The sequence below is a fragment of the Streptomyces sp. NBC_01267 genome (genome assembly GCF_036241575.1).
Classification (GTDB): domain Bacteria; phylum Actinomycetota; class Actinomycetes; order Streptomycetales; family Streptomycetaceae; genus Streptomyces.
The window spans coordinates 7,352,550-7,373,148 of record NZ_CP108455.1 but is presented as its reverse complement, the minus strand read 5'-3'; the positions used below and the strand labels follow the sequence as shown (position 1 = coordinate 7,373,148).

The following is a 20,599-nucleotide window of genomic DNA, read 5'->3' as shown; positions in this document are numbered from 1 at the left end:
GTGTAGGCGCCGGCCCGGTGGGCTCTCAGACGATTCCGTAGACCCGTGAGGCGGTGGATTCGAAGACCTGGCGGCGCTCGTCGGCGCTCAGTCCTTCCGTCAACCGCTTCGCGGTGTCGACCACTTCACCGTACGAGGCGCCCAGGACGCACACCGGCCAGTCGGAGCCGAACATCAGCCGCCCGGGGCCGAAGGCGTCCAGCACGGTGTCGGCGTAGGGACGCAGCCCCTCCGTCGTCCAGCCGGCGCCCGCCTCGCCCACCATGCCGGAGAGCTTGCAGACGGTGTTGGGGCGTGCGGCCAGGGCGCGTACGTCCGCGGCCCACGGCTGAAGCGTCCCGTCGGCGATGGGCGGCTTGCCCAGATGGTCGAGTACGAAGGTGAGTTCGGGCAGTTGCTCCGCGACAGCGGCGGCGACGGGCAGCTGGTGCGGGAGCACGACGAGGTCGTAGGCGAGCCCCGCCGCGGCGACTGCCGCCAGTCCGCGCCGGACGTCGGGGCGCAGCAGCCAGCCGGTGTCGGGTTCCCCCTGCACCTGGTGGCGGATCCCCACGAGGTGCTCCCCGCCCGGCAGTTCGCGCAGGGCGGCGAGTGTGTCGGCGACGCCGGGGGCGGTCAGGTCGGTCCAGCCGACGACTCCGGCGACCAGGTCGCTTCCGTGGGCGAGGGCCAGGAACTCGGGGGTCTCCTCGGCGACGGTGACGGTCTGCACGAGGACCGTGGCGTCCACTCCCGCGGCGCGGGCCTGCGGGGCCAGCTCGTCGAGCTCGAAGTTCCTTCTCAGCGGGGCGAGTTCCGGACCGGTGATCCAGTCCTGGTCCCGCACGGAGAGGTCCCACACATGATGGTGCGCGTCGATGATCCGCATCTGCTCAGACCTCCTGGAGCTCGGCGAGCTCGCCCCACAGGGCTTCCGGTATGTCGCGACCCAGCAGTTCGGCGGCGTCCCGTACCTCGGCCGCCGACCGGGTGCCGACGAGGACACCGGCGACCGCCGGATGGCGCTGGGGGTAGCGGAGGGCCGCGGCCCGCAGGGGGACGCCGTACCGTTCGCAGACCGCCTTCATCCGCAGGGCGCGGTCGAGCACGGCGGCGGGTGCCGCGCTGTAGTCGTAGGTCGCCCCGGGCCTGGGATCGGCCAGCAGCCCGGAGTTGAAGACTCCGCCGACGACGACGCTCCTGCCCCGGGCGGTGGCCTCGGGCAGCAGGGTGGTGAGCGCGGAGCCGTCGAGCAGGGTGTAGCGCCCGGCGCAGAGCACCAGGTCGACATCGGTGTCCCGCAGGAAGCGGGTCAGCATCGCGGTCTGGTTCATCCCGGCGCCGATCGCACCCACGACGCCTTCGGAGCGCAGCTTCTCCAGGGCCGGATACGCGGCGCCGAATGCCTCGGCGGCGTGGCCGTCCGGATCGTGCAGATAGGCGATGTCGATCCGGTCCAGGCCGAGCCGGACCAGGCTGTCCTCGATGCTGCGCCGTACTCCGTCCGCGCTGAAGTCCCAGACCCTGCGGTGCGTGGCGGGGACCGCGAATCCGTTCCCGAGGTCGTCGCCCTCGCCGCTGTCGGGCTCCAGCAGTCGTCCGACCTTGGTCGAGATGACGTACTCCCCGCGCGGTCGGTCACGCAGCGCTTCGCCGAGCCGCCGCTCGGAGAGCCCGAGGCCGTAGTGCGGCGCTGTGTCGAAGTACCGGATGCCTGATTCCCAGGCCGCGTCGACTGCCTCCCGGGCCTCCTCCGGGGCGACCTGAGTATAGAGATTGCCGATACCGGCTGCCCCGAAGGCCAGTTCGGTGATGTCGACCGTGCTGTTTCCGATCTTGTTGCGCCGCATAGGACGAATATTCATCGGATCACTTCGGGGCGTCAACACCTGGGAGGGATCTCGCGGCCGTGACTTTCAGCAGTTCACCGAGCTCGTCCGAGAAACACGCCGCCAGCCGTCCGGCATCCGGGACCGCCTTGCCGTCCGCGACCAGGCCGACATGCACCTGCCCGCCGTACGTCGACAGCGCCACCGCCAGGGACTGTCCGTGGGCCAGCGGCGCCAGCGGGTACAGCTCGCGGAGCGGGCAGCCGCCCAGGGACAGGGTCGAGCGCGGCAGCGGCACGCTGGTCACCAGGACGTCGAAGAGGACGCGCGCCGCGTTCCCGGCCAGTTGGGCGCCGACCCGGTGGGCGAGCGGGGGAAGCCGGTCGGCCAGGACGGCCACCGCGCCGGCGCCGCGCGAGGGCCCTGCGGCCTTGTTGCGGTCCATGGCGGTACGTACCCGGCAGAGCCGCAGCCAGGGGTCGGGCTCGGAGACCGGCAGTCCGAGCAGATAGGCGGAGAGCTTGTTGGCGGAGCCGGGCGGGGAGCCGGGACGCCGGCGGGACACCGGCACCAGGGCGCGCGGATCGGCCCCGGGCAGTCGCTCACCGCGCTCCAGCATCCAGCGCCGCAGCCCGCCCGCGACCACCGCGAGCAGGACGTCGTTCGCCGTGCCGCCCACGGTCCTGCGGACCCGCAGGACGTCCTCCTGGTCCAGCACGGCGGTGGCGAGCCGCCGGGTGCCGCTGGAGCTCGCGGCCAGCGCCGAGCCGCCCCGCAGATCGAGCCGGCTCGCCCGCATCACGGAGGCCCCGATCCCCACGGCCTGCCCGAGCTCCTCGATCCGCTCCCTGGCGAACCCGGCGAACTGCCGCGGTCCGGGCATCCACGACCGGGGCGGTACGGCGCGCACCAGCCGGCCGGGGGCCGCGCGCCCGCCGGCGATCTGGTCGAAGATCCCGGCGCCGATCGCGACGGCACGCATCCCGTCGGCCAGCGCATGGTGCAGCTTGACCAGTACGGCGAAGGGGCCGCCCGGTTCCCGGCCGCCGGTCAGGACGTACATCTCCCAGGGCGGCCTGCCCCGTTCGAGCGGTCGCTCCATCAGCTCTCCGGCGAGCCGGTTGGCCCCGGCCGCGAAGTCACCGAAGTCACCGGCGCCGTCGGCGTCCCCGAGGGGGACAGCGACCGGCCGGACATGACGGCGCACGTCGAAGTGCCGGTCCTCGGACCAGGCCGCCCCGCCGAGCGGCAGCCACACCGTCCGTACGCACATCCGCAGCCGGGGAATCGCAGCGGCCCGGGACGCCAGCAGGTCCACGGCCTCCTCGGGCCCGAAGCCGGGAGCGGGCCCGAAGACCGCGAGGGCCCCGAGGTGCATGGGGTGCTCGGCGGATTCGAGGTGCCAGAACGCGAGATCAAGCGGGGCCAGAAGCTCGGTGCTCAACAGATCCTCAGATCCTCGATGTCGTCGGGAGCCGGTACTGCACGTCCGGGGGCGGAGTCTCCGGACTCAGCAGCCAACCCCCGATGGTCGGTTACGGTCAAGTGCGATCCCGATACTGACAGTTACCGTTCGGTATCCGTCACATTTCCGTCTGGTCCGGTACGTCGAATGCGCACCAGACGCACTTGCCCGCGCCCCGGGATTCGACGCCCCATTCGTCCGCGAGCTGGTCCACGAGCAGCAGCCCGCGCCCGGAGACCCCCGACTCCCCCGCCTCCCTGCGGCGCGGCAGCGCGCTGGAGGTGTCGTCGACCTCGATGCGCAGCCTGCGGCGCGGCAGCGAGAGCATCCTGATGGTGACGACGGCGCCGCCGTCGGTGTGTATCAGGGCATTGGTCATCAGCTCGTCCGCGGCGAGTTCGACCGCGTCCGCGCGCTCTCCGGCCCCCCAGGCCTGTACCGCCGCCCGGAGCATGTGGCGGGCGGAGCTGAGCGCTGCGGGATCCGACTGCCCCACCTGCTGCTGGAGACGGCCACCGTCCTGGGGCGCGTCGAGGCCCTGTCTGCGGAGCAGCAACAGCGCGACGTCGTCCTCGCCGCCCCGCTCGTCGACCACCTCGCACAGCTGGTCGGCGAGCAGTTGGAGATCCCGGGGGCCGCCCTCCACGAGCCGGGTGAGCTGCTGCATCCCGTCGTCCAGATCGGCGCCCGGCTCCTCCACGAGACCGTCGGTGAAGAGCAGCAGGGTGTGCCCCGGGTCCAGTTCGGCGGTGGTGACCGGGTAGTCGAGCTCCCCGAACTCCGCCGAGAGCCCCAGCGGCAGACCGCCGTCCACCCCTACCCGGCGACAGGTCCTGTCGGGTGCCCGCAGCAGCGGGTCGACGTGCCCGGCCCGGACGAGCTGGACGACGCCGGTGGCGAGATCGGCCTCGGCGTAGAGACACGTCGCGAACCGATCGGTGTCCAGGTCGTGCAGGAATTCGGAGGCGCGCGCCATCACCGTCGCCGGGCTGTGCCCCTCGGCGGCGTAGGCCCGGAGCACCGTGCGGAGCTGGCCCATCACCGCCGCGGCATGGATGTCGTGCCCCTGCACGTCCCCGATGACGGCGCCCACCCGGCCGCTGGGCAGCGGGATCACGTCGTACCAGTCGCCGCCGATGTCACGGCCGATGCGGGCCGCGCGGTAGCGGACCGCGAGCTGTGCGCCGGGAACGGAGGGGATCCGGCGCGGCAGCATGGCCTGCTGGAGGCCCTGGGCCAGGTCGTGTTCCTGTTCGTAGAGCATGGCCCGCTGTAGGCTCTGGCCGACGGAGCTGCCGAGCGCGATCAGCAGATTGCGCTCGTCGGCGCTGAAGCCGGTCTTGTCGCGGTAGAGCAGCCCGATCGCCCCGATGGGGCGGGCCTGCGCGATCAGCGGGAGGTAGGCGGCCGAACTGATGCCGAGACCCTTGATCTGCCGCCACAGCTGCGGATAGGAAGCAGCGAAGTCTTCCGCCGATTCGATGAAACGGGGGGCGAAGGTCCGGACCACCTCACTCATCGGGAAGTGTTCGTCCACGCGGGTGTAGCGGGTACCGGGCACGAAACCCCCCACCGGCCCCTCGGCGACGAGCACGAGCCGGCCCGCCTCGACGAGCCCCATCACGAGGCTGGCCGCGCCGAGGTATTCGAGCCCGCGGGAGTCGTTGAGCACATCGATGACGTCCTGCACGGTACGGGCGTGCGCCAGGGCAGCGGTGGTGCCCGCGACGACGCTGGTCCTGCGACGGCCCTCGGTGTCGAGCGCGATCCGGACGGAGGCGTCCGCGAGTTCCTGGGCCGCGTGTCTGACGATGCCGATGATGCGGTGCGGCCGGCCGGTGGTGTCCCGGCGGACGACGCCCTGCGTATGGGTCCAGCGCAGCGAACCGTCCCGGCGGCGGATGCGGAAGTACGCACCGTAGAACGTGCTGCCGTTCTTGAGCGCCTGGGACACCAGCGCGTCCAGCCGGGAGGACTCCTCCCGGGGTACCCGCCGGGCGAGCGAGCCGGGCCGGCCGTCGTACTCGTCCGCGTAGAGGTCGAACACGTCGAGCGCGGCCTGATCGAGGTGCATCAGCCCGCTGTCGAGGTCCCAGTCGAAGCTGCCCATGCGGTTGAGGGCAAGACTCAGATCGGGATGGGCGGGCCAGTCCGCAGGAAGGGAGAAGGCGCCCGGTGCCCGTTCAACCATGCGATCACTCTGCCATGGTTTGTCCTATTCTTCGAGGGGTCCCGTTCAGCCGGGGACGGGCTCGGCACACCGGCCTGCGGGTCCGCCGGTTCACGTGCTCCGGCGGACCCGCCACCCGTCACCCGAGGGGCTCCGGGAGGGGTTTCCCCTACTTGACCTGCTCGACCTTGAAGACCCACGCGTACCTGCCCGCCGAACGGGCCGCCGCGGGTACGTCGATCACGAGCTTGGCGCCGCTGGTGCGCCAGTTGAGCGGGCGCCCGTGGCCGAGCATGGTGATCTTGTCGCCACTGCGGGCCGGTACCGGCGCCTCGACCGTGAGCGTGGCGCCGGGCCGGGCCAGCGAGTGGATGTAGAACGCCTTGCCCGGCCGGACCGTGAAGCGCAGGTCCTGACCCAGCTGCGGCATCCGCGCCCAGTAGGTGCTGCCGTAGATCGCCTCCCCGTTGACCTCCAGCCACTTCCCCGTCTCACGCAGCCGGGTCTGCATGATCTCGGGGATGGTGCCGTCCGCGCGCGGTCCGATGTCCAGCAGGAAGTTGCCGTTCTTGCTGGACGTGTCGACGAGCGTGTGCACGATCTCCTCAGCGGTCATGTACATGCTGTCGGGAGTGGCCTGGTTGTAGCCGTAGCTGTACGGGTCGAGCCCCCGGCTGGCCTCCCACTTGTCGGTGACGATCGAGTCGTACGTCGCGTACTCGGGCGTCGTGAAGTCGTGCGGGCCGATGCCCGACCGGTTGTTCACGGCGACCTCGATCGGCCGGGCACGGTTCTTGGCGTGGTTGTAGTACTCCGCCAGCACCCGGTGGCTGTCGTTCGCCCCGCCGATGTCGCACCACAGCACCTCGGGGTCGTAGCCGTCGATCAGTTCCAGCATCTGCGGGGCCTGGTAGTCCTTGATGTAGTCCTTGCCCGCGGTGTAGCCGGTGTACGGGACGGGCTCCAGGGTGTACGGGTTGCGCGGCGCGTACCCGCTCCAGGGGTTGTCCGGGTTGAACCACTCGGGCATCGAGAAGTACAGGCCCCGGTGGAGCTCCGGCGCGTATCTGCGGGACGCGTCGAAGAGCTCCTTGACGAGATCGCGCTTCGGGCCCATCTTCACGGCGTTGCGGTCGGAGACCTTGGTGTCCCAGAGCGCGAAGCCCTCGTGGTGCTTGGAGGTGAGCACGTGGTACTGGGCTCCGGCGTCCCGGAACAGCTCGACCCAGGAGCGCGGATCGAACTTCTCGGCCTTGAACCGCGGGATGAAGTCGTCGTAGGTGAAGTTCTCGCCGTAGACGTCGCGGTGGTGGGCGTAGGTCGCGTTGTTCGGGTCCTGCATCTGGTTCCAGTACCACTCGGCGTACTGCTTGCCGACCGGCGCCCAGGCGGGTACCGAGTAGACCCCCCAGTGGATGAAGATCCCGAACTTGGCGTCCTGGAACCAGTAGGGCGCCTGATGGGTGGAGAGCGACTCGTCGGTGGCCGCGAAGTCCGGCACCCCGAGGGTGAGCCTGCTCCGGGCCGTGGCCGCGTCCTGGCCGCGGCCCCGCGCCACGACCTGGCCGTCGCGGGCGGTTCCGGGCTTCACGCCGGGCTTGTTGCGGATCCCGATCCGCACCCTGGCCTGGTCGCCGGGGGCAAGCCTCGGGATCCGGGCGGGGATCACCGTCCCGGCGCCGTCGACATCCACGGAGACGGTGAGTGCGTCGGCGCCGAGGATCGCGACGGTCCCCGCGTTGACGACGGTGACCTCGACGCTCTGCGCGCGGGAGTCGAGGAGGCTGGTGGTGGAGTGGGCGTCCCGCAGGGCCAGCGCCCTTCCGTCCGCCGCGGGCTGCAGGGAGAGCGCGAAGACATGGAGGGACGACTTGTCGGCCTCGGCGGGGTTCGTGGTCGGCAGCGTGAGGCCCACCACCTCCTTGGCCGGGTCGATCGACAGCTCGGCGACCCCGAAACTGACCTGGTGCTGGTCCTTCTCGCCGGAGGCCGTGTAGCGGTAGGGGGCCGAGAGCGGCCCGCCGCCCGCGTACCAGTCCGGCCCCCCGAGCCCCGCCGTGGACGTGGAGCCGTCCGCGTAGTGCAGGGTCGCCTGGCCGGACGCCTCTCCGTAACTGCACGAGACGAGGAACGACCCGGACAGATACTTCCCCCGGGGCAGGTCGATGTGCTGTCCGAGGGCCACGATGTTGTTCTTGGCGCCCGCCGCGGAAGCCGGGAAGAGGAACGGGACGCCGTTCAACTGCACTGTTCCTGAGGGGAGTTCTTCACCGGGGAAGGTGTATCCGGAGCCGTCGAAGTCGCCTCCGCGGGCATCCGCCGTGTCGATCCCGTCGTTGTCGAACCAACTGTCGAGCGGTACGGGAACGGCGGCCGGGACCGCGCCCCAGTCGCCCTTCGCCTTTCCGGCGGTCTCCGTCGCTCCCGGAAGTGCTGGAGCTCCCGGAGCCGCTTCGGCCGTGGCCGGGGTGAGCAGGGCAGCGCCGACTGCCGCGCCCGCCGTCATTCCGAGTACATGGCGCCTAGGAAGTTCGGTCATGAGGTCCGATGATTGAAGCACCACAGGCGCCTGTCAATACACTTCACCGCACAGAGTGGAAGTTGCATCACCCAGACATCGGATGCCTGAGGAAATGAACCTGTACGTACGGGTCTCCGCACCGCGCACCCCACCGGCCGGGCGGAGAAAACGAGAACGGCGCCCGGCGCATCAGTACTGCATGCGTCGGGCGCCGTGCGCTCAGAAGAGAAGCGGTCAGTCGATTCCCTGCAGGATGTGCGGCTCGGCGAGATCGTCCTCGTAACCTGCCAGCCTGATCGGGGCCGACCTGGCCCAGACGTCGAGGTTGAGGAGCTTCTCGGGCCGGGCCCGATCACTGCGTTCTGCGGGGCGCTGCTCGCGCTTCGTCATGGTCTCTGGTGTCACCGCGCACTCCTTTGTGTCGCGTTACCGCGTGGACAGGGGCAGTTCGGACGCGGTGGCGCCGGTCTTCTGGCGGGACCCCGGCCTTGGTACGTGCCTGTCCCGGGACGGGCCGAGGAACTTTGTGGAGTCCCGCCGGCTGACCGTCCACATCAGAGTAACCAAATGAGCGGGGTTCCGCTCGATAGGGGCGGCATTCGGATGGCCAAGTTTTCTTTGCCCTGTGTTCAGCGGCACGTTCATCCCGTCATGATCTGCTCGATTCCGCCCGAAGGCACTCCGGGGAGGAATCGCCATGACACCGGCCACCGTGGACGAACTGATGGATCTGCTGCACGGCTGCCGGGGCGCGTGGGACGCCCCGGACCGCAGCGGGGATCCCGTCGACCTGCACGACCACGCGCTCCAGACCGCGCATCTGCTGCGCCGCTCGCACCCCAGCGACAAGGAGCTGCAGGTCGCGGGGCTCGTCCACGACCTGGGGCATCTGCTCCATCCGGGCGACGACGCGGGCCACGCCGACCGGGCCGCCGACGCGGTGCGCCCGCTGCTCGGCGGGCGGGTGGCCGGACTCGTACGGCTGCACGTGCCCGCGAAGCGCTATCTCGCGGCGATCGAGCCGGGACGGCCGCTGTCGCCGCAGAGCGCACTGACACTGCGGGCCCAGGGCGGCGCGATGGCGCCTGCCGAGGCTGCCGCGTTCGCGGCGGATCCACTCGCGGAGGCCGCCGTCATCCTGCGGCAGGCCGACGACGAGGGCAAGGTCGTGGGACTCGACGCGGGCGTCATGGAGGACTGGCGTCCGGTGCTGGAGCTGGTTGCCTCACAGGCCTTCTGACGGGCCGCCCCGGGCACTGCGGGCGGCCCGGCCGCAAACACGTGGCGGCCGGACCCGGCAGTCGGCGGGACGGGCCTACCAGTTGGCGGGGGCGTAGTCCTTGAGGAAGACGCTGTGCAGGTCCTCGCCGCCCTCACCGCGCACGATCGGGTCGTAGACCCGGGCCGCCCCGTCGATGAGGTCCAGCGGGGCGTGGAAGCCCTCGTCGGCGAGCCGCATCTTGTCGGGGTGCGGGCGCTCGTCGGTGATCCAGCCGGTGTCCACCGCGGTCATCAGGATGCCGTCGGACTCGAACATCTCCTGGCCGCTGGTGCGGGTGAGCATGTTCAGTGCGGCCTTGGCCATGTTCGTGTGCGGGTGGCCCGCGCCCTTGTAACCGCGGCTGAAGACGCCCTCCATCGCGGAGACGTTCACCACGTAGGTGCGCCTGGCCTCGGCCGCGGCCATCGCCGGGCGCAACCGGCTGATCAGGATGAACGGCGCGGTGGAGTTGCAGAGCTGGACCTCCAGCAGTTCGACCGCGTCGACCTCCTCGACGGTCTGGATCCAGCTGTTGGTGTCGTGCAGATCGGGCACCAAACCTCCGGCGTCGATCGCCGTGCCCGCCTCGATCCGGGCGAGCGAGGCGGACCCGGTGACCAGCGCCAGCTCGGAGACGTCCTGGGCACTCAGCCCGCCGGGCCGCGCGCTGGGCAGGGACACCTGCGCGCCGCTGCCGAAGGCACCGATGACCTGCGACGAGGGCAGCTCGCCCGCGGGCAGGGGTGCGGTCTCGGCGGCGATCAGTTCGCTGTACGCCTGCGGGGAGCGGCGTACCGTCTGCGCGGCGTTGTTGATCAGGATGTCCAGCGGCCCCTCGGCGGCGACCGAATCGGCGAGCGCGACGACCTGGGCGGGGTCGCGCAGATCGATACCGACGATCTTCAGACGGTGGATCCACTCGGCGCTGTCCGGCATCGACTTGAAGCGGCGGATCGCGTCCTTGGGAAAGCGCGTGGTGATGGTGGTGTGCGCGCCGTCGCGCAGCAGCCGCAGCGCGATGTACATGCCGATCTTCGCCCGGCCGCCGGTGAGCAGCGCCCGCTTGCCGGTCAGGTCGGTACGCGCGTCACGCCGGGAACGGTTCTCCGCGGCGCAGTCCCGGCAGAGCTGGTGGTAGAAGACGTCGACCTCGACGTACCGCTTCTTGCAGATGTAGCAGGACCGGGGGCGCTGGAGTATGCCCGCGATCTCCCCACTGGCCGTCGACGACGGCAGCACCCCCTGCGTCTCGTCGTCGATGCGCTCGGCGGAGCCGGTGGCGGTGGCCTCGGTGACGGCCTTGTCGTGGGCGGTCTTGGCGGCGCGGCGCTCCTGGCGGCGGCGCTGCTTCACGGTCCGGTAGACACCCGCGGTGGCCCGGCGTACGGCCACCGCGTCCGGGTGGTCGACGTCGATCCTGTCCAGTTCCTCGAGCACGCTGAGGCAGAGAGCCAGCCGCTCCGGATCGATGCCGGGGCCGAACGCCTGGCTGTCCTCTGTCACCGTCATCGTCGTTCCTCTGTCTTATGTCTTACGCCGTAGCCCCAGGTCAGCAGTCGACCGACGGCCAACTGACGAAGATATACGCAGCCGGGCCGGAAGCCAAAAACGCCAGCCGGGCGCTCGGACACCCCGAGCCGCCGCCCGCGCGGCGCCCCGGACAACTTTCACCTCACACGTTCGGCCCAACACCGTGGTTTCTCCGACTCGTTGGGACCTTTGAGCCGTAATGTCTCTTTCGCGTCAATGGGTGTCATTGCGCAACAAGAACAGGAGACTTCCTTGTCCACACATGCCGTCCTCCGCTCTGTCCGAGGCAAGAAGATCGTCGCCGGGGCGGGTGCACTGGCCACCGCCGCCGCTCTCGGCGCGACGCTGCTCGCCGCGGCCCCTGCGCAGGCAGCTCCGCCGCGTCCGTACGGCACGGTCACCGCCGGCGCCGGTCTCATCGAGCGCCAGTACCCCAGCACCGACTCTTCCGCGAAGGGGTCGCTCCGCTACCGCGAGCAGGTCGGCCTGCGCTGCAAGGTCCGCGCCCAGAACATCGAGGGCAACGACATCTGGTACCTGCTGCGTGACCGCTCCACCTGGGTCTCGGCGAAGTACATGGACAACACCGGCTACGTGCAGTACTGCAAGGACGTCATGCGCGACGGAAGCCAGACCTTCGTCGCTCCGCGCGGCGCCAAGGGCTGACCCACCACAAGAGCCGCCCGTCCCCGGTCACCGGGGGCGGGCGGTTCCGTGTTGTGCTGCGCTGTGGTCAGCCGATGGACGGCGGCGCCGCCGAGGCGCCCGTGCCCCAGTCGGACGGCTCGGCCCCGACGGTGAAGGACAGCGTGCGCGCCTTGCGGATCTCGGCGGTCGTGAGATACGTCTTCGCGTGCCCCTTGCCGTCGACGGAGGCCGACTGGATGTAGCGGTCGGTGTCGGAGGCGCCCGGCGCCGTCACCGTGAAGCTTCCGTGCGGGTAGTAGCGGCGGTCCAGCTTGATGTCGACCCGCTGGAAGGCCGGCGTCGACAGGCCCCAGGTGTCACTGCCCGGCTGCACCGGGTAGACGCCGATGGAGGACAGGACGTCCCAGGCGGACATGGTGCCCATGTCGTCGTTGCCCGTCATACCCGTCGGGGTGTCCGTGAAGAGGGTGAGCGCGGCGTGCACCACGTCGGTCGTCTTCCACGGCTGGCCGGTCGACAGGTAGGTGTACGGGGCGATCAGGTCCGGCTCGTTCTGCGGGTTGTACTTGTCGGCGTTGTAGTAGTCGTACGGACCGTTGACCCACACCTCGCGGGCCGTCTTCGCCGGGTCGGCGAGCAGCTGGTCGTACGCGAAGAAGGAGTCGAGACGCTGGTTGGCCGCGTCCTTGCCGCCGATCAGGTCCACCACCCCGGACAGGTCCTGCGGCACCATCCACTGGTACTGCCAGGACGTGCCCTCGTGGAAGCCCTCGCTCTTGGCGGGGTCCGCCGGTCCGGCGAAGGCACCGTTCTCGTCACGGGAGCGGAAGAAGCCGGTCGAACTGTCGAAGATCTTGCGGTAGTTCTGGGCGCGGGCCGCGTAACGCGCGGCGTCCGCCTTGTGGCCGAGGTCACCGGCCATCTGGCCGAGCATGGCGTCCGAGAGCGCGTACTCCAGCGTGGCGGAGCCGCCGTGGTCGAAGTCGGAGTCACCGGGCTTCGCGTGGGTCCAGTCCTTGATGTACGGGACGAAGCCGTTCGCCAGGTACTGCTTGTTGCCCTCGCGGCCGACGGCCGGGGAACCGGCCGGGGGCACACCGTCCGCGTTCTTCTTGAGCGCGCGGTACGCCTGCTCCTCGTGGCCCTTGAGCAGCCCCTGCTGGTAGGCGTTGGTGAGGTACGGAGTGACCGGGTCACCCGTCATGATGTTGGTCTCGACCGTGCCGTAGCCCCACTTGGGCAGCCAGCCGCTCTGCTCGTCGATCTTCAGTACGGAGAGCGCCATGTCGCGGGTCTCGGCGGGTGCGAGCAGCGACAGGAGTTGCGCCTGGGTGCGGTAGGTGTCCCACAGCGACCAGTTCTGGTAGTACGTGAAGCCCTCGGCCCGGTGGATCTTCTGGTCCCAGCCGGTGTAGCGGCCGTCGACGTCGTCACCGATGTTGGGGCCGAGGAACGACCGGTACAGGGACGAGTAGAAGGTGCGGCGCTGGGTGTCGCTGCCGCCCTGGGCGCGGACATCGCCGAGCCGGTTCTCCCAGGTGGACTGTGCGGCACGCGCGGCGCGGTCGAAGCTCCTGCCGCCCTCGGCCCGCAGGTTGCGGGCCGCGCCCGCCGGGTCGACGTAACTGAGGGCGGTGGTCGCCTCGACCGTACGGTCCTTGGTGGTGTCGAACCGCACCCAGGCGCCGTTGCCGCCGGAGCCGGTCGACTTCTTCGACCCCTCGGTGACGGTGCCGTCCTTCCAGGTTCCGGAAGTCGTGAAGGGCCGGTCGAAGCGGGTGATCGTGTACAGCGTGTACGGCTTGGTGTCCTGGCAGAACCCACTGCCGGTGAGGGTGGTCCTGATGGTGCGCGAGTCGAGTACCTCGACCGAGGTGCTGACCGTCCGGTGCAGCGACTGGCCCGCGTTGAGCAGGACGTTGGCCTTGGTGGTGGCCGGGAAGGTGTAGCGCTGGACGCCGGTGCGCTGCGTCGCGGTCAGCTCGGCCGTGATTCCGCCGTAGGACTTCAGCCCGACCTTGTAGTAGCCGGGGCTCGCCTGCTCGCCGTCGTGGCTGAACTCGGCGGCGTACTTCGCGTTGTCGGTCTCGGTGATGTCCCCGGTGGTCGGCAGCACGGGCAGGTCACCGCCGAGGCCGCAGCCGACGCCGGAGGGGTGGAGGCTGCTGAAGCCGCGGATGTGGTCGGCCGTGTAGTCGTAGCCGGTGGAGTGGCCGGTGTCGGGCGACAGTTGGACCATCCCGAAGGGAACTGCCGCCCCCGGGTAGGTGTTGCCCTCGTTCTGGCTGCCGATGAACGGGTTGACCAGGTCGGTCAGCCTGCCCGTACTCGGCGCCGCGGCGTGGGCCGCCGGTGCGGCGAAGACGCCGCCCAGGAGCGCGGCGGCGGCGATCGCCGTCCCTGCGCCGCGCAGCCGTTGGGTCCAGTGCATGGGTGAGAACCTCCGGGAGGATCGATGAGGTCGGGAATCGCCGGCAGCTGGGCGCACCGGCGCGGGCCCGGCTCGTACGAAGCGTGCGACAAGCCGGATCACCCTGTGGACAACGTTGTCAGAACGCGATCATTGTTGGTTCCCGTTGTGCGCCCGTCAAGGGTTCGGACCGGTTCGGACGGGAAACCCTTCCGGCCCGCCCGGGGAGGGGCGGGCCGGAGAACACGGGCGGTTCGGCGGACAGGTCAGGAGGCGGGGCACCCTGCCGGGACCGCCCGGGAGGCGTCGTGGATCAGCGCGCGCTGGGCGGCCTCGACCCGCTTCACATCGGGCTTGACGATCTTTCGGTCGTAGGTCAGCAGACCGTTCAACTCGCCCTCCACATCGGAGATCTGGGTGTAGACGGCACCGTTGCTGCCCTGGCAGGCGAGCGCCCGCACCTCGTCGAGCTTGGCGAGGTAGTCGTCGGTGTACGTGGCCGGGTCGACCGCGATGTACGACTGCTGCACCGCCCAGGCGTGCCCCGGCACCGCGAGCCCGAGACCGCCGTACTCTCCGCTGACCAGCGCCCGTTCACCGTCGGGCCGGGGCAGCGCCGGGCTCGGGTAGCCGTGTTCGTCGATGATGTCGCCGGTTCCGCCGTCGGCTCCCAGGTTGATGCCCGACATGCTGTTGACCAGCCGCGTCGGATCCCAGGCCTTGGCCTGGTCGGCGATGCGCGCCATGTCGTACTGGCCCCAGCCCTCGTTGAAGGTCACCCACATGACGACCGACGGATGGCTGCTGTGCTGGTCGATCATCTGCTTCATCTCGTGTTCGTACTCGGTGCGCGCGGCGGCGGACGGGTTCGTGCCCGCCTCCATGGCCGGCATGTCCTGCCAGACCAGCAGACCCAGCTTGTCGGCCCAGTAGAACCAGCGGTCGGGCTCCACCTTGATGTGCTTGCGGACCGAGTTGAAGCCCATGGCCTTGTGCATCTCTAGGTCGTACGCGAGGGCTTCGTCGGTCGGCGCCGTGTACAGCCCGTCGGGCCAGAACCCCTGGTCGAGGGTGGCCATCATGAAGACGGGCTTGCCGTTGAGCACGGTGCGCGGGGTGCCGTTCACCTTCTCGACCGCGATGGAGCGCATCCCGAAGTAGCTGCCGACGCGGTCGGAGCCGACGGTGACCTTCAGCTGGTACAGGTGCGGATCGTCCGCGGACCACAGATGCGGCTCCGGGACCGGCACGGTGAGCGTGGCCCCGGTACGGCCGGTGGCGGTACCCACCTCGCGCTTGCCGTCGTACGCCGTGGCCGTGACCGGCACACCGCCGCGGACGCCCTGTACGTCGACGGCGACCCGCTGCGCCTTGATGTCCGGGGTGAGTTTCAGCGCGTCCGCGTGGTCGGCGGCGACGGGCTCCATCCACACGGTCTGCCAGATCCCGGACGACGGCGTGTACCAGATGCCGCTCGGGTCCAGGCGCTGCTTGCCCATCGGCGGGTTCTCGCCGCCGTCGGCGTCGGTCGGGTCGTAGACCCCGACGATCACTTCCTGGGTGCGGCCGGGCTTCAGCGCGTCGGTGATGTCGGCGCTGAACTTGTCGTAGCCGCCCTTGTGTTCGGTGACCCTCCGGCCGTTGACGTACACCTCGGCCTGCCAGTCGACGGCGCCGAAGTTGAGCTGCAGGCGCTTGCCGCTGCCGACCTTCCAGCCCTTGGGGACGGTGAACGTGCGCCGGTACCACATGCGGTCCTCGTGCCGCTCCACACCGGAGAGCTGGGACTCCACCGGGTAGGGGACGAGGATCTTCTCGGCCAGGTTCTTGCCGACCGGGGGCTTCTCCCCCGCCTTGGCCGCGGCGAACTGCCAGGTGCCGTTGAGGTTCTGCCAGGAGTCCCGGGTCAGCTGGGGCCTCGGGTACTCGGGGTGGGCGTCGGTGGGGCCGACCTGGTCCGCCCACTTGGTGCGCAGTTCGTACGCGGAGTTGTTGGCGCCGCTCGACCAGAAGTCCCCGACGGCCTTGCCGTCCCGGCCGCTCAGACCGCCCTGTCCGTCGTAGCGGACATCGGCCAGTCCGGCGGCGCCGCCGCCCTTCCTGCCGACGACGGGTTCCTTGAGCGCCACGGTGAGACCGCGCGGGTCCGAGGGGTCCGCCTCGACGGCGCCCAGCGGCCAGGTCGCGCCCCCGATGACGGCTTCGAAGTGGTCGGCGAGACCGGCAGGCGGGGCCGCGATCTGCTGGGCGAAGTCGAGTTTGAGGGTGCGGCCGTCCTTCTGGACGGTGGCGGCGACTGCTCCGTCGTAGTCGTACCCGTCGGGCAGCCGGAAGGCCGACTGCGGGACCGGCTGCTCGCTCCCGCCGGGCGGCGTCCACTTGAGATGGAGGTTGGAACCGCCCTCGTGCTCGAAGTACTCGACCTTGAGGTCGTAGGCCTTGCCCGCGGTCAACTCGACCGGTTGCGAGGTCTGTTCCTTCTCCCAGTCGTCGACCCAGTGGTCGATCACGAGCTTTCCGTCGATCCACAGCCGGAAGCCGTTGTCACCGATCATCGAGAAGGTGTGGGAGCCGGATTTCTCCGGGACGATCTTCCCGGTCCAGCGGATGCTGTCGTTGTCCGACTGCCCGGTGGCGGACTGCAGCCGTGACTCCAGAGTGGGGAAGTCGATGGCGGGGTCGAAGCCGGTGGCTTTGAGCTGGTCGAAGTCGAAGGCGCCGGGGGCGGACTGGGTGTAGTAGTCGCCCTTCAGGCCGTGCACCTCGGCAGAACTCGCCGGTTCCGGCGACGCCGAGGCTGCGGGCATTGCGGACAGCCCTGCGACGCCGACAGCGGCGGCGAGGAGTAGGGCCAGTCGTCTTCTGATGCGCACGGATCCTCCTTGGTGAGGAAGGGTGGCGGCTCGTTGCGGCAGTCTGTACAACGTTGGAAGGAACGGCAGTTGGCATGAGAGCACGACTCCTACCCGCTGTCCAGGTGCATGACAACTCGGAGGGGAGGCCCAGTGGGCGTGAACCTCAAGGACGTCGCCGAGCTCGCGGGCGTCTCGATCAAGACCGTCTCGAACGTCGTGAACAACTACCAGCACGTGACACCGGCGATGCGGGCCCGGGTGCGGGCGGCGATCGACGAGCTCGGCTACGTACCGAATCTCACCGCCCGCCACCTGCGGAAAGGGCGCACCGGAATCCTCGCCCTGGCCGTCCCCGAGCTCGGCAACCCGTACTTCGCCGAGCTGGCGGGCGCGGTGGTGGACGCGGCGGCCGAGCACGATTACACGGTGCTGCTCGACCACACCCGCGGTGAGCGCGAGCAGGAGATCCTGGTCAGCCAGGGCTTCCGGTCCCGGGTCATCGACGGGCTGATCCTCAGCCCCATCGAGCTGGAGGCCGACGATCTGCGCGGTCGCAGCCACGACGCGCCGCTGGTCCTGCTCGGCGAGCGGGAGTACGACCTGCCGTACGACCACATCGCGATCGACAACGTCGCCGCCGCCCGCGCCGCTGTGCGGCACCTCGTCGGGCTGGGCCGCACCAGGATCGCGTACCTCGGTGCGCGCACCGACGGCGTCAACCGTCCGGCGCAGCTCCGACTGCGCGGCTGGCGCGAGGAGTTGACCGCATCGGGGCTGCCCGCACCGGACACCCTGGTGGCTCCCACCAGCGGCTGGGACCGCGGGGACGGCGCCCAGGCGATGGCCTGGCTGCTGGAATCGGGCCGGCGTCCGGACGCCGTGTTCGCCTACAACGACCTGGTCGCGGTGGGGGCGATGCGGGTGCTCTCCGAGTGGGGACTGCGGGTGCCCCGGGATGTGGCGGTGGTGGGGTTCGACGACATCGCGGAGGGGCGGTTCGGAGCGGTCACCCTCACTACGGTCTCCCCCGACAAGCCGTCGATCGCCCGGCTCGCGGTGGAGTCCGTGATCAGCGGGCTCCAGGGCCCCGGCCAGCGGCCGGACGCGCACGTCGGACGTGAACTCGCCGCGGAATTCCGCCTGGTGGAGCGGGAGAGCACGCTTGGCCGCCGGTGAAGCGGGAACGGGTCGACCGGTGTAAGCAGGAACGGGCCGACCGGTGTAAGCGGCGGGCCGCGGACCGGATGATCGCGTCGGCCGGCGGCGAGGGAAGAACGCCGTCCTGCTCGGTTCCGCGGGGCGACGACGTCACCACCGAGCGCACGCCGGTTGCCCGGCTTCACGACGCGAAGCCGGGTCTGCCTCCGCGGACCGGCTGGTTCCTCCCCGCGCCTCCGCCGTGTTCCCGGCGTAGCCTCGAAGTACCCCTGAGGTGCCCGTTTCCACATGTGGCGGCCCGGACGACCGCCGGGAGGACGACTTAGGAGGGAGTGCCGTACTGCTCTGGTAGTACGACGGATTCGGTGCCTGGGAACGACGACATCCGGTCCGGAAGGGGAGATCGTTGAGAACATGAGTGCCCTCGCGCTGTCCGTACTGTTGTCGCTGGTCTCCGCGGTCGCCTACGCGGGCGGGGCCATCGTGCAGGAGCGCGTGGCCGTGAACACGCCCGGCAGCCCCTACGCACCTCTGCGTCACGGCGGCTGGTGGGCCGCCATGACGATGAACGGCCTCGGCGCCGGGCTGCACGTGGTGGCACTGGCCTACGGGCCGTTGAGTCTGGTGCAGCCGCTGGGCGCGCTGACGATAGTCTTCGCGCTCCCGATGGCCGCGGTGTTCGTACGCCGCAGAGCCGGGGCGACCGCCTGGCGCGGTGCGATCATGGCCACGGTCGGTCTGGCCGGACTGCTGGCGCTGACCGAGGGGTCCGACGACTCCTCGCTACCTGGCGGGGAGCGGACCGTCCTGGCGCTGGCGACCTTCGGCGGGATCGCGTTGCTGTTCCTGGCCGCGCGCCGGGTGCACAAGCCGGTCGTACGCAGCGTGGTGCTGGCGACGGCCGCCGGTGTGGCCTTCGGTGCGGCCTCGGTCTTCACCAAGACCGTCGCGATGGACTGGTCCTGGCGGACGCCGGTGGCCGAGTGGCCGAGCCTGCTGGCCATCGCCGGGTTCGCGGCGACCGGAGTGCTGCTCTCGCAGGCGTCGTACCGCGGGGCCGGACTCGCCGCCCCGCTGGCGACAGTTACCGTCGTCAACCCTGTTCTCGCCGCGGCCATCGGGGTCACGCTCTTCGGCGAGGACTTCCGGTACGGCGTGGCCGGCACCGTACTCGCGCTCGGTTGCGGGATCGTCGCGGCGGGCGGGCTGATCCTGCTGACCACGGAGCGGCTCTCCGCGACCGCCGAGCAGCCCGGACCACCGCGCCGCTCACAGCCCCGGCCGCCGGCCGTGGTCCCTCCGCCGTACGGATCGCCGGCGAAGACCCGGACGGGATCGTCACCGAGGCCACGCACGGCGCCCGACGGGTCCGGGAAGGCGTCCGGAAAGGCCTCCGGGAAAGCTGATCAGACGGCGACGCCGCCCGCCCTCAGGTAGGCCAGCGGGTCGACGTCCGAGCCGTACTCCGGCCCTGTACGCACCTCGAAGTGCAGATGGGGCCCCGTCGCGTTGCCGGTGGATCCGGAACGGGCTATGCGCTGGCCCTCTCGGACACTCTGTCCCGCACGGACGGTGAGTGCGGACAGATGGGCGTACTGGCTGTACTTGCCGTCCGCGTGCCGGATGACGACCTGATAGCCGTACGCGCCTCCCCATCCCGCCGAGACGACGTGGCCCGCGGCGATCGCCTTCACCGAGGTGCCGGTCGAGACCGGGAAGTCGATGCCCGTGTGGTGACCGCTCGACCAGGAGCCGCCCGATGCGCGGTAGGGGGTGGTGTGGTGGCCGTTCACGGGTGCGATGAGCGTCGTGGCCCGGGTGGTGTGATGGTGCTTCTCGGGTGCGGCTGCGGGTTTGGCCTTGGCCGGTTTCGGCTTGGCCTGCTGGTGCTCGGCCGGCCGGGGCCTGGTCTTCGGCCCGGCCGTGGCCGGTGCACTGCCCGTCGCGTGCTCCGGGGCGGTGTGCGGGTGGCGCTGTGCGCTCAGACTCAGCCGCTGCCCCGGGTAGATGAGGTCGGGGTCGCTGCCGACCACGGTGCGGTTCGCCGCGTACAGCTGGTGCCAGCCGCCGTCGACCTCCTCGGCCTCCGCGATGCGGGAGAGCGAGTCACCACTGGCCACGGTGTACGCGTGGGAGTGGGAGTCGGAAGCGGGTTCCGAGGCGGTTCCGGGCGCGGTCTTCGATGTGGACTTCGACGCGGATTTCGCGGTGGATTTCGCGGTGGATTTCGCCGTGGACTTCGGTTCGGTTCCTGACGCGGGCCCGGCTCTGCCCGGTTCGCTCTTCGGCTGCGCCTTCGTTCGCGCCTCGGGGCGCGCTTCGGGTCGTGCGCCGGGTCGTGCGTCGGTCCGTGCCTCCACGACGATCTTCGGCGCGGCGCCGCCCCGGGCGAGCCCGGCGCGCACCGAACAGACCGGCCAGGCGGTGGGCCCCTGTGCCTGGAGCACCTTCTCGGCCACGGCTATCTGCTGCTGCTTGGTCGCCAGGTCGGGGCGGGAGGCGTACGCGCCGCCGCCGTACGCCTGCCAGGTGGTGCTGCTGAACTGGAGCCCGCCGTAATAGCCGTTGCCGGTGTTGATCTGCCAGTTGCTGGTGGACTCGCAACGGGCGACCTTGTCCCAGACATCCACCGACGCCGCGCCCGCCGATCCCGCCGTGAGCAGCGGCAGGGCGATCCCGGCTCCTCCTGCGGTGACGGACAGCGAGGCACGGTTGATTCGGCTCGGCTGGTATCGGCGATGACGACCGGATGCGGCCATACTCGGCTCCCCCA

14 protein-coding genes are annotated in these 20,599 nt (G+C 70.4%); 4 read left to right on the top strand and 10 right to left on the bottom strand.

Annotated features, from left to right (window positions below; all coding sequences use genetic code 11):
• Window positions 1–25: 25 nt before the first annotated feature.
• The 6 genes from OG709_RS32835 to OG709_RS32810 form a co-directional block, all read right to left on the bottom strand.
• On the bottom strand, window positions 26–868 hold the full coding sequence (locus OG709_RS32835; RefSeq protein ID WP_250301719.1) for an amidohydrolase family protein: 843 nt from the start codon (window positions 866–868) through the stop codon (window positions 26–28).
• 4 nt (window positions 869–872) lie between these two features.
• Complete coding sequence (locus OG709_RS32830) at window positions 873–1,829, bottom strand: aldo/keto reductase (RefSeq protein WP_266646224.1); 957 nt, start codon at window positions 1,827–1,829, stop codon at window positions 873–875.
• A 19-nt stretch (window positions 1,830–1,848) separates the two neighbouring features.
• On the bottom strand, window positions 1,849–3,252 hold the full coding sequence (locus OG709_RS32825; protein ID WP_250301722.1) for a wax ester/triacylglycerol synthase family O-acyltransferase: 1,404 nt from the start codon (window positions 3,250–3,252) through the stop codon (window positions 1,849–1,851).
• Window positions 3,253–3,391: 139 nt separating this feature from the next.
• Complete coding sequence (locus OG709_RS32820) at window positions 3,392–5,464, bottom strand: SpoIIE family protein phosphatase (protein WP_250301724.1); 2,073 nt, start codon at window positions 5,462–5,464, stop codon at window positions 3,392–3,394.
• Window positions 5,465–5,612: 148 nt separating this feature from the next.
• Window positions 5,613–7,982: an alpha-L-fucosidase gene (locus OG709_RS32815; protein ID WP_250301726.1), complete on the bottom strand. Its 2,370-nt coding sequence runs from the start codon at window positions 7,980–7,982 to the stop codon at window positions 5,613–5,615.
• A 216-nt stretch (window positions 7,983–8,198) separates the two neighbouring features.
• The gene (locus OG709_RS32810; protein ID WP_250301774.1) at window positions 8,199–8,369 is read right to left on the bottom strand and encodes a hypothetical protein; all 171 of its coding nucleotides are present in this window, start codon (window positions 8,367–8,369) and stop codon (window positions 8,199–8,201) included.
• Between the two features lie 292 nt (window positions 8,370–8,661).
• Here OG709_RS32810 and OG709_RS32805 point away from each other — a divergent pair, with 292 nt between their 5' ends.
• On the top strand, window positions 8,662–9,204 hold the full coding sequence (locus OG709_RS32805; RefSeq protein ID WP_250301728.1) for an inositol oxygenase family protein: 543 nt from the start codon (window positions 8,662–8,664) through the stop codon (window positions 9,202–9,204).
• 75 nt (window positions 9,205–9,279) lie between these two features.
• On the opposite strand, the gene OG709_RS32800 is transcribed toward OG709_RS32805, so the two are convergent.
• Window positions 9,280–10,734 carry an SDR family NAD(P)-dependent oxidoreductase gene (locus OG709_RS32800; RefSeq protein WP_266645646.1) on the bottom strand — a complete coding sequence of 485 codons (1,455 nt, stop codon included), beginning with the start codon at window positions 10,732–10,734 and terminating at the stop codon, window positions 9,280–9,282.
• Between the two features lie 273 nt (window positions 10,735–11,007).
• Here OG709_RS32800 and OG709_RS32795 point away from each other — a divergent pair, with 273 nt between their 5' ends.
• Window positions 11,008–11,421, top strand: a complete 414-nt coding sequence (locus OG709_RS32795; RefSeq protein ID WP_250301732.1) for an SH3 domain-containing protein — start codon at window positions 11,008–11,010, stop codon at window positions 11,419–11,421.
• Between the two features lie 67 nt (window positions 11,422–11,488).
• On the opposite strand, the gene OG709_RS32790 is transcribed toward OG709_RS32795, so the two are convergent.
• On the bottom strand, window positions 11,489–13,834 hold the full coding sequence (locus OG709_RS32790) for a GH92 family glycosyl hydrolase (protein ID WP_250301733.1): 2,346 nt from the start codon (window positions 13,832–13,834) through the stop codon (window positions 11,489–11,491).
• Window positions 13,835–14,079: 245 nt separating this feature from the next.
• Entirely contained in the window at window positions 14,080–16,620 is a 2,541-nt protein-coding gene (locus OG709_RS32785) for a PA14 domain-containing protein (protein WP_405688605.1), read from the bottom strand.
• A 198-nt stretch (window positions 16,621–16,818) separates the two neighbouring features.
• Here OG709_RS32785 and OG709_RS32780 point away from each other — a divergent pair, with 198 nt between their 5' ends.
• Window positions 16,819–17,844 (top strand): LacI family DNA-binding transcriptional regulator, encoded by a 1,026-nt coding sequence (locus OG709_RS32780; RefSeq protein WP_326693566.1) that lies wholly within the window; start codon window positions 16,819–16,821, stop codon window positions 17,842–17,844.
• A gap of 396 nt (window positions 17,845–18,240) precedes the next feature.
• On the top strand, window positions 18,241–19,263 hold the full coding sequence (locus tag OG709_RS32775) for a DMT family transporter (protein WP_266645651.1): 1,023 nt from the start codon (window positions 18,241–18,243) through the stop codon (window positions 19,261–19,263).
• On the opposite strand, the gene OG709_RS32770 is transcribed toward OG709_RS32775, so the two are convergent.
• Window positions 19,233–20,585, bottom strand: coding sequence for a transglycosylase family protein (locus tag OG709_RS32770; protein WP_329168731.1), 1,353 nt, complete (start codon window positions 20,583–20,585; stop codon window positions 19,233–19,235). The two genes, OG709_RS32775 and OG709_RS32770, sit on opposite strands and share 31 nt — an antisense overlap.
• Window positions 20,586–20,599: the final 14 nt, after the last annotated feature.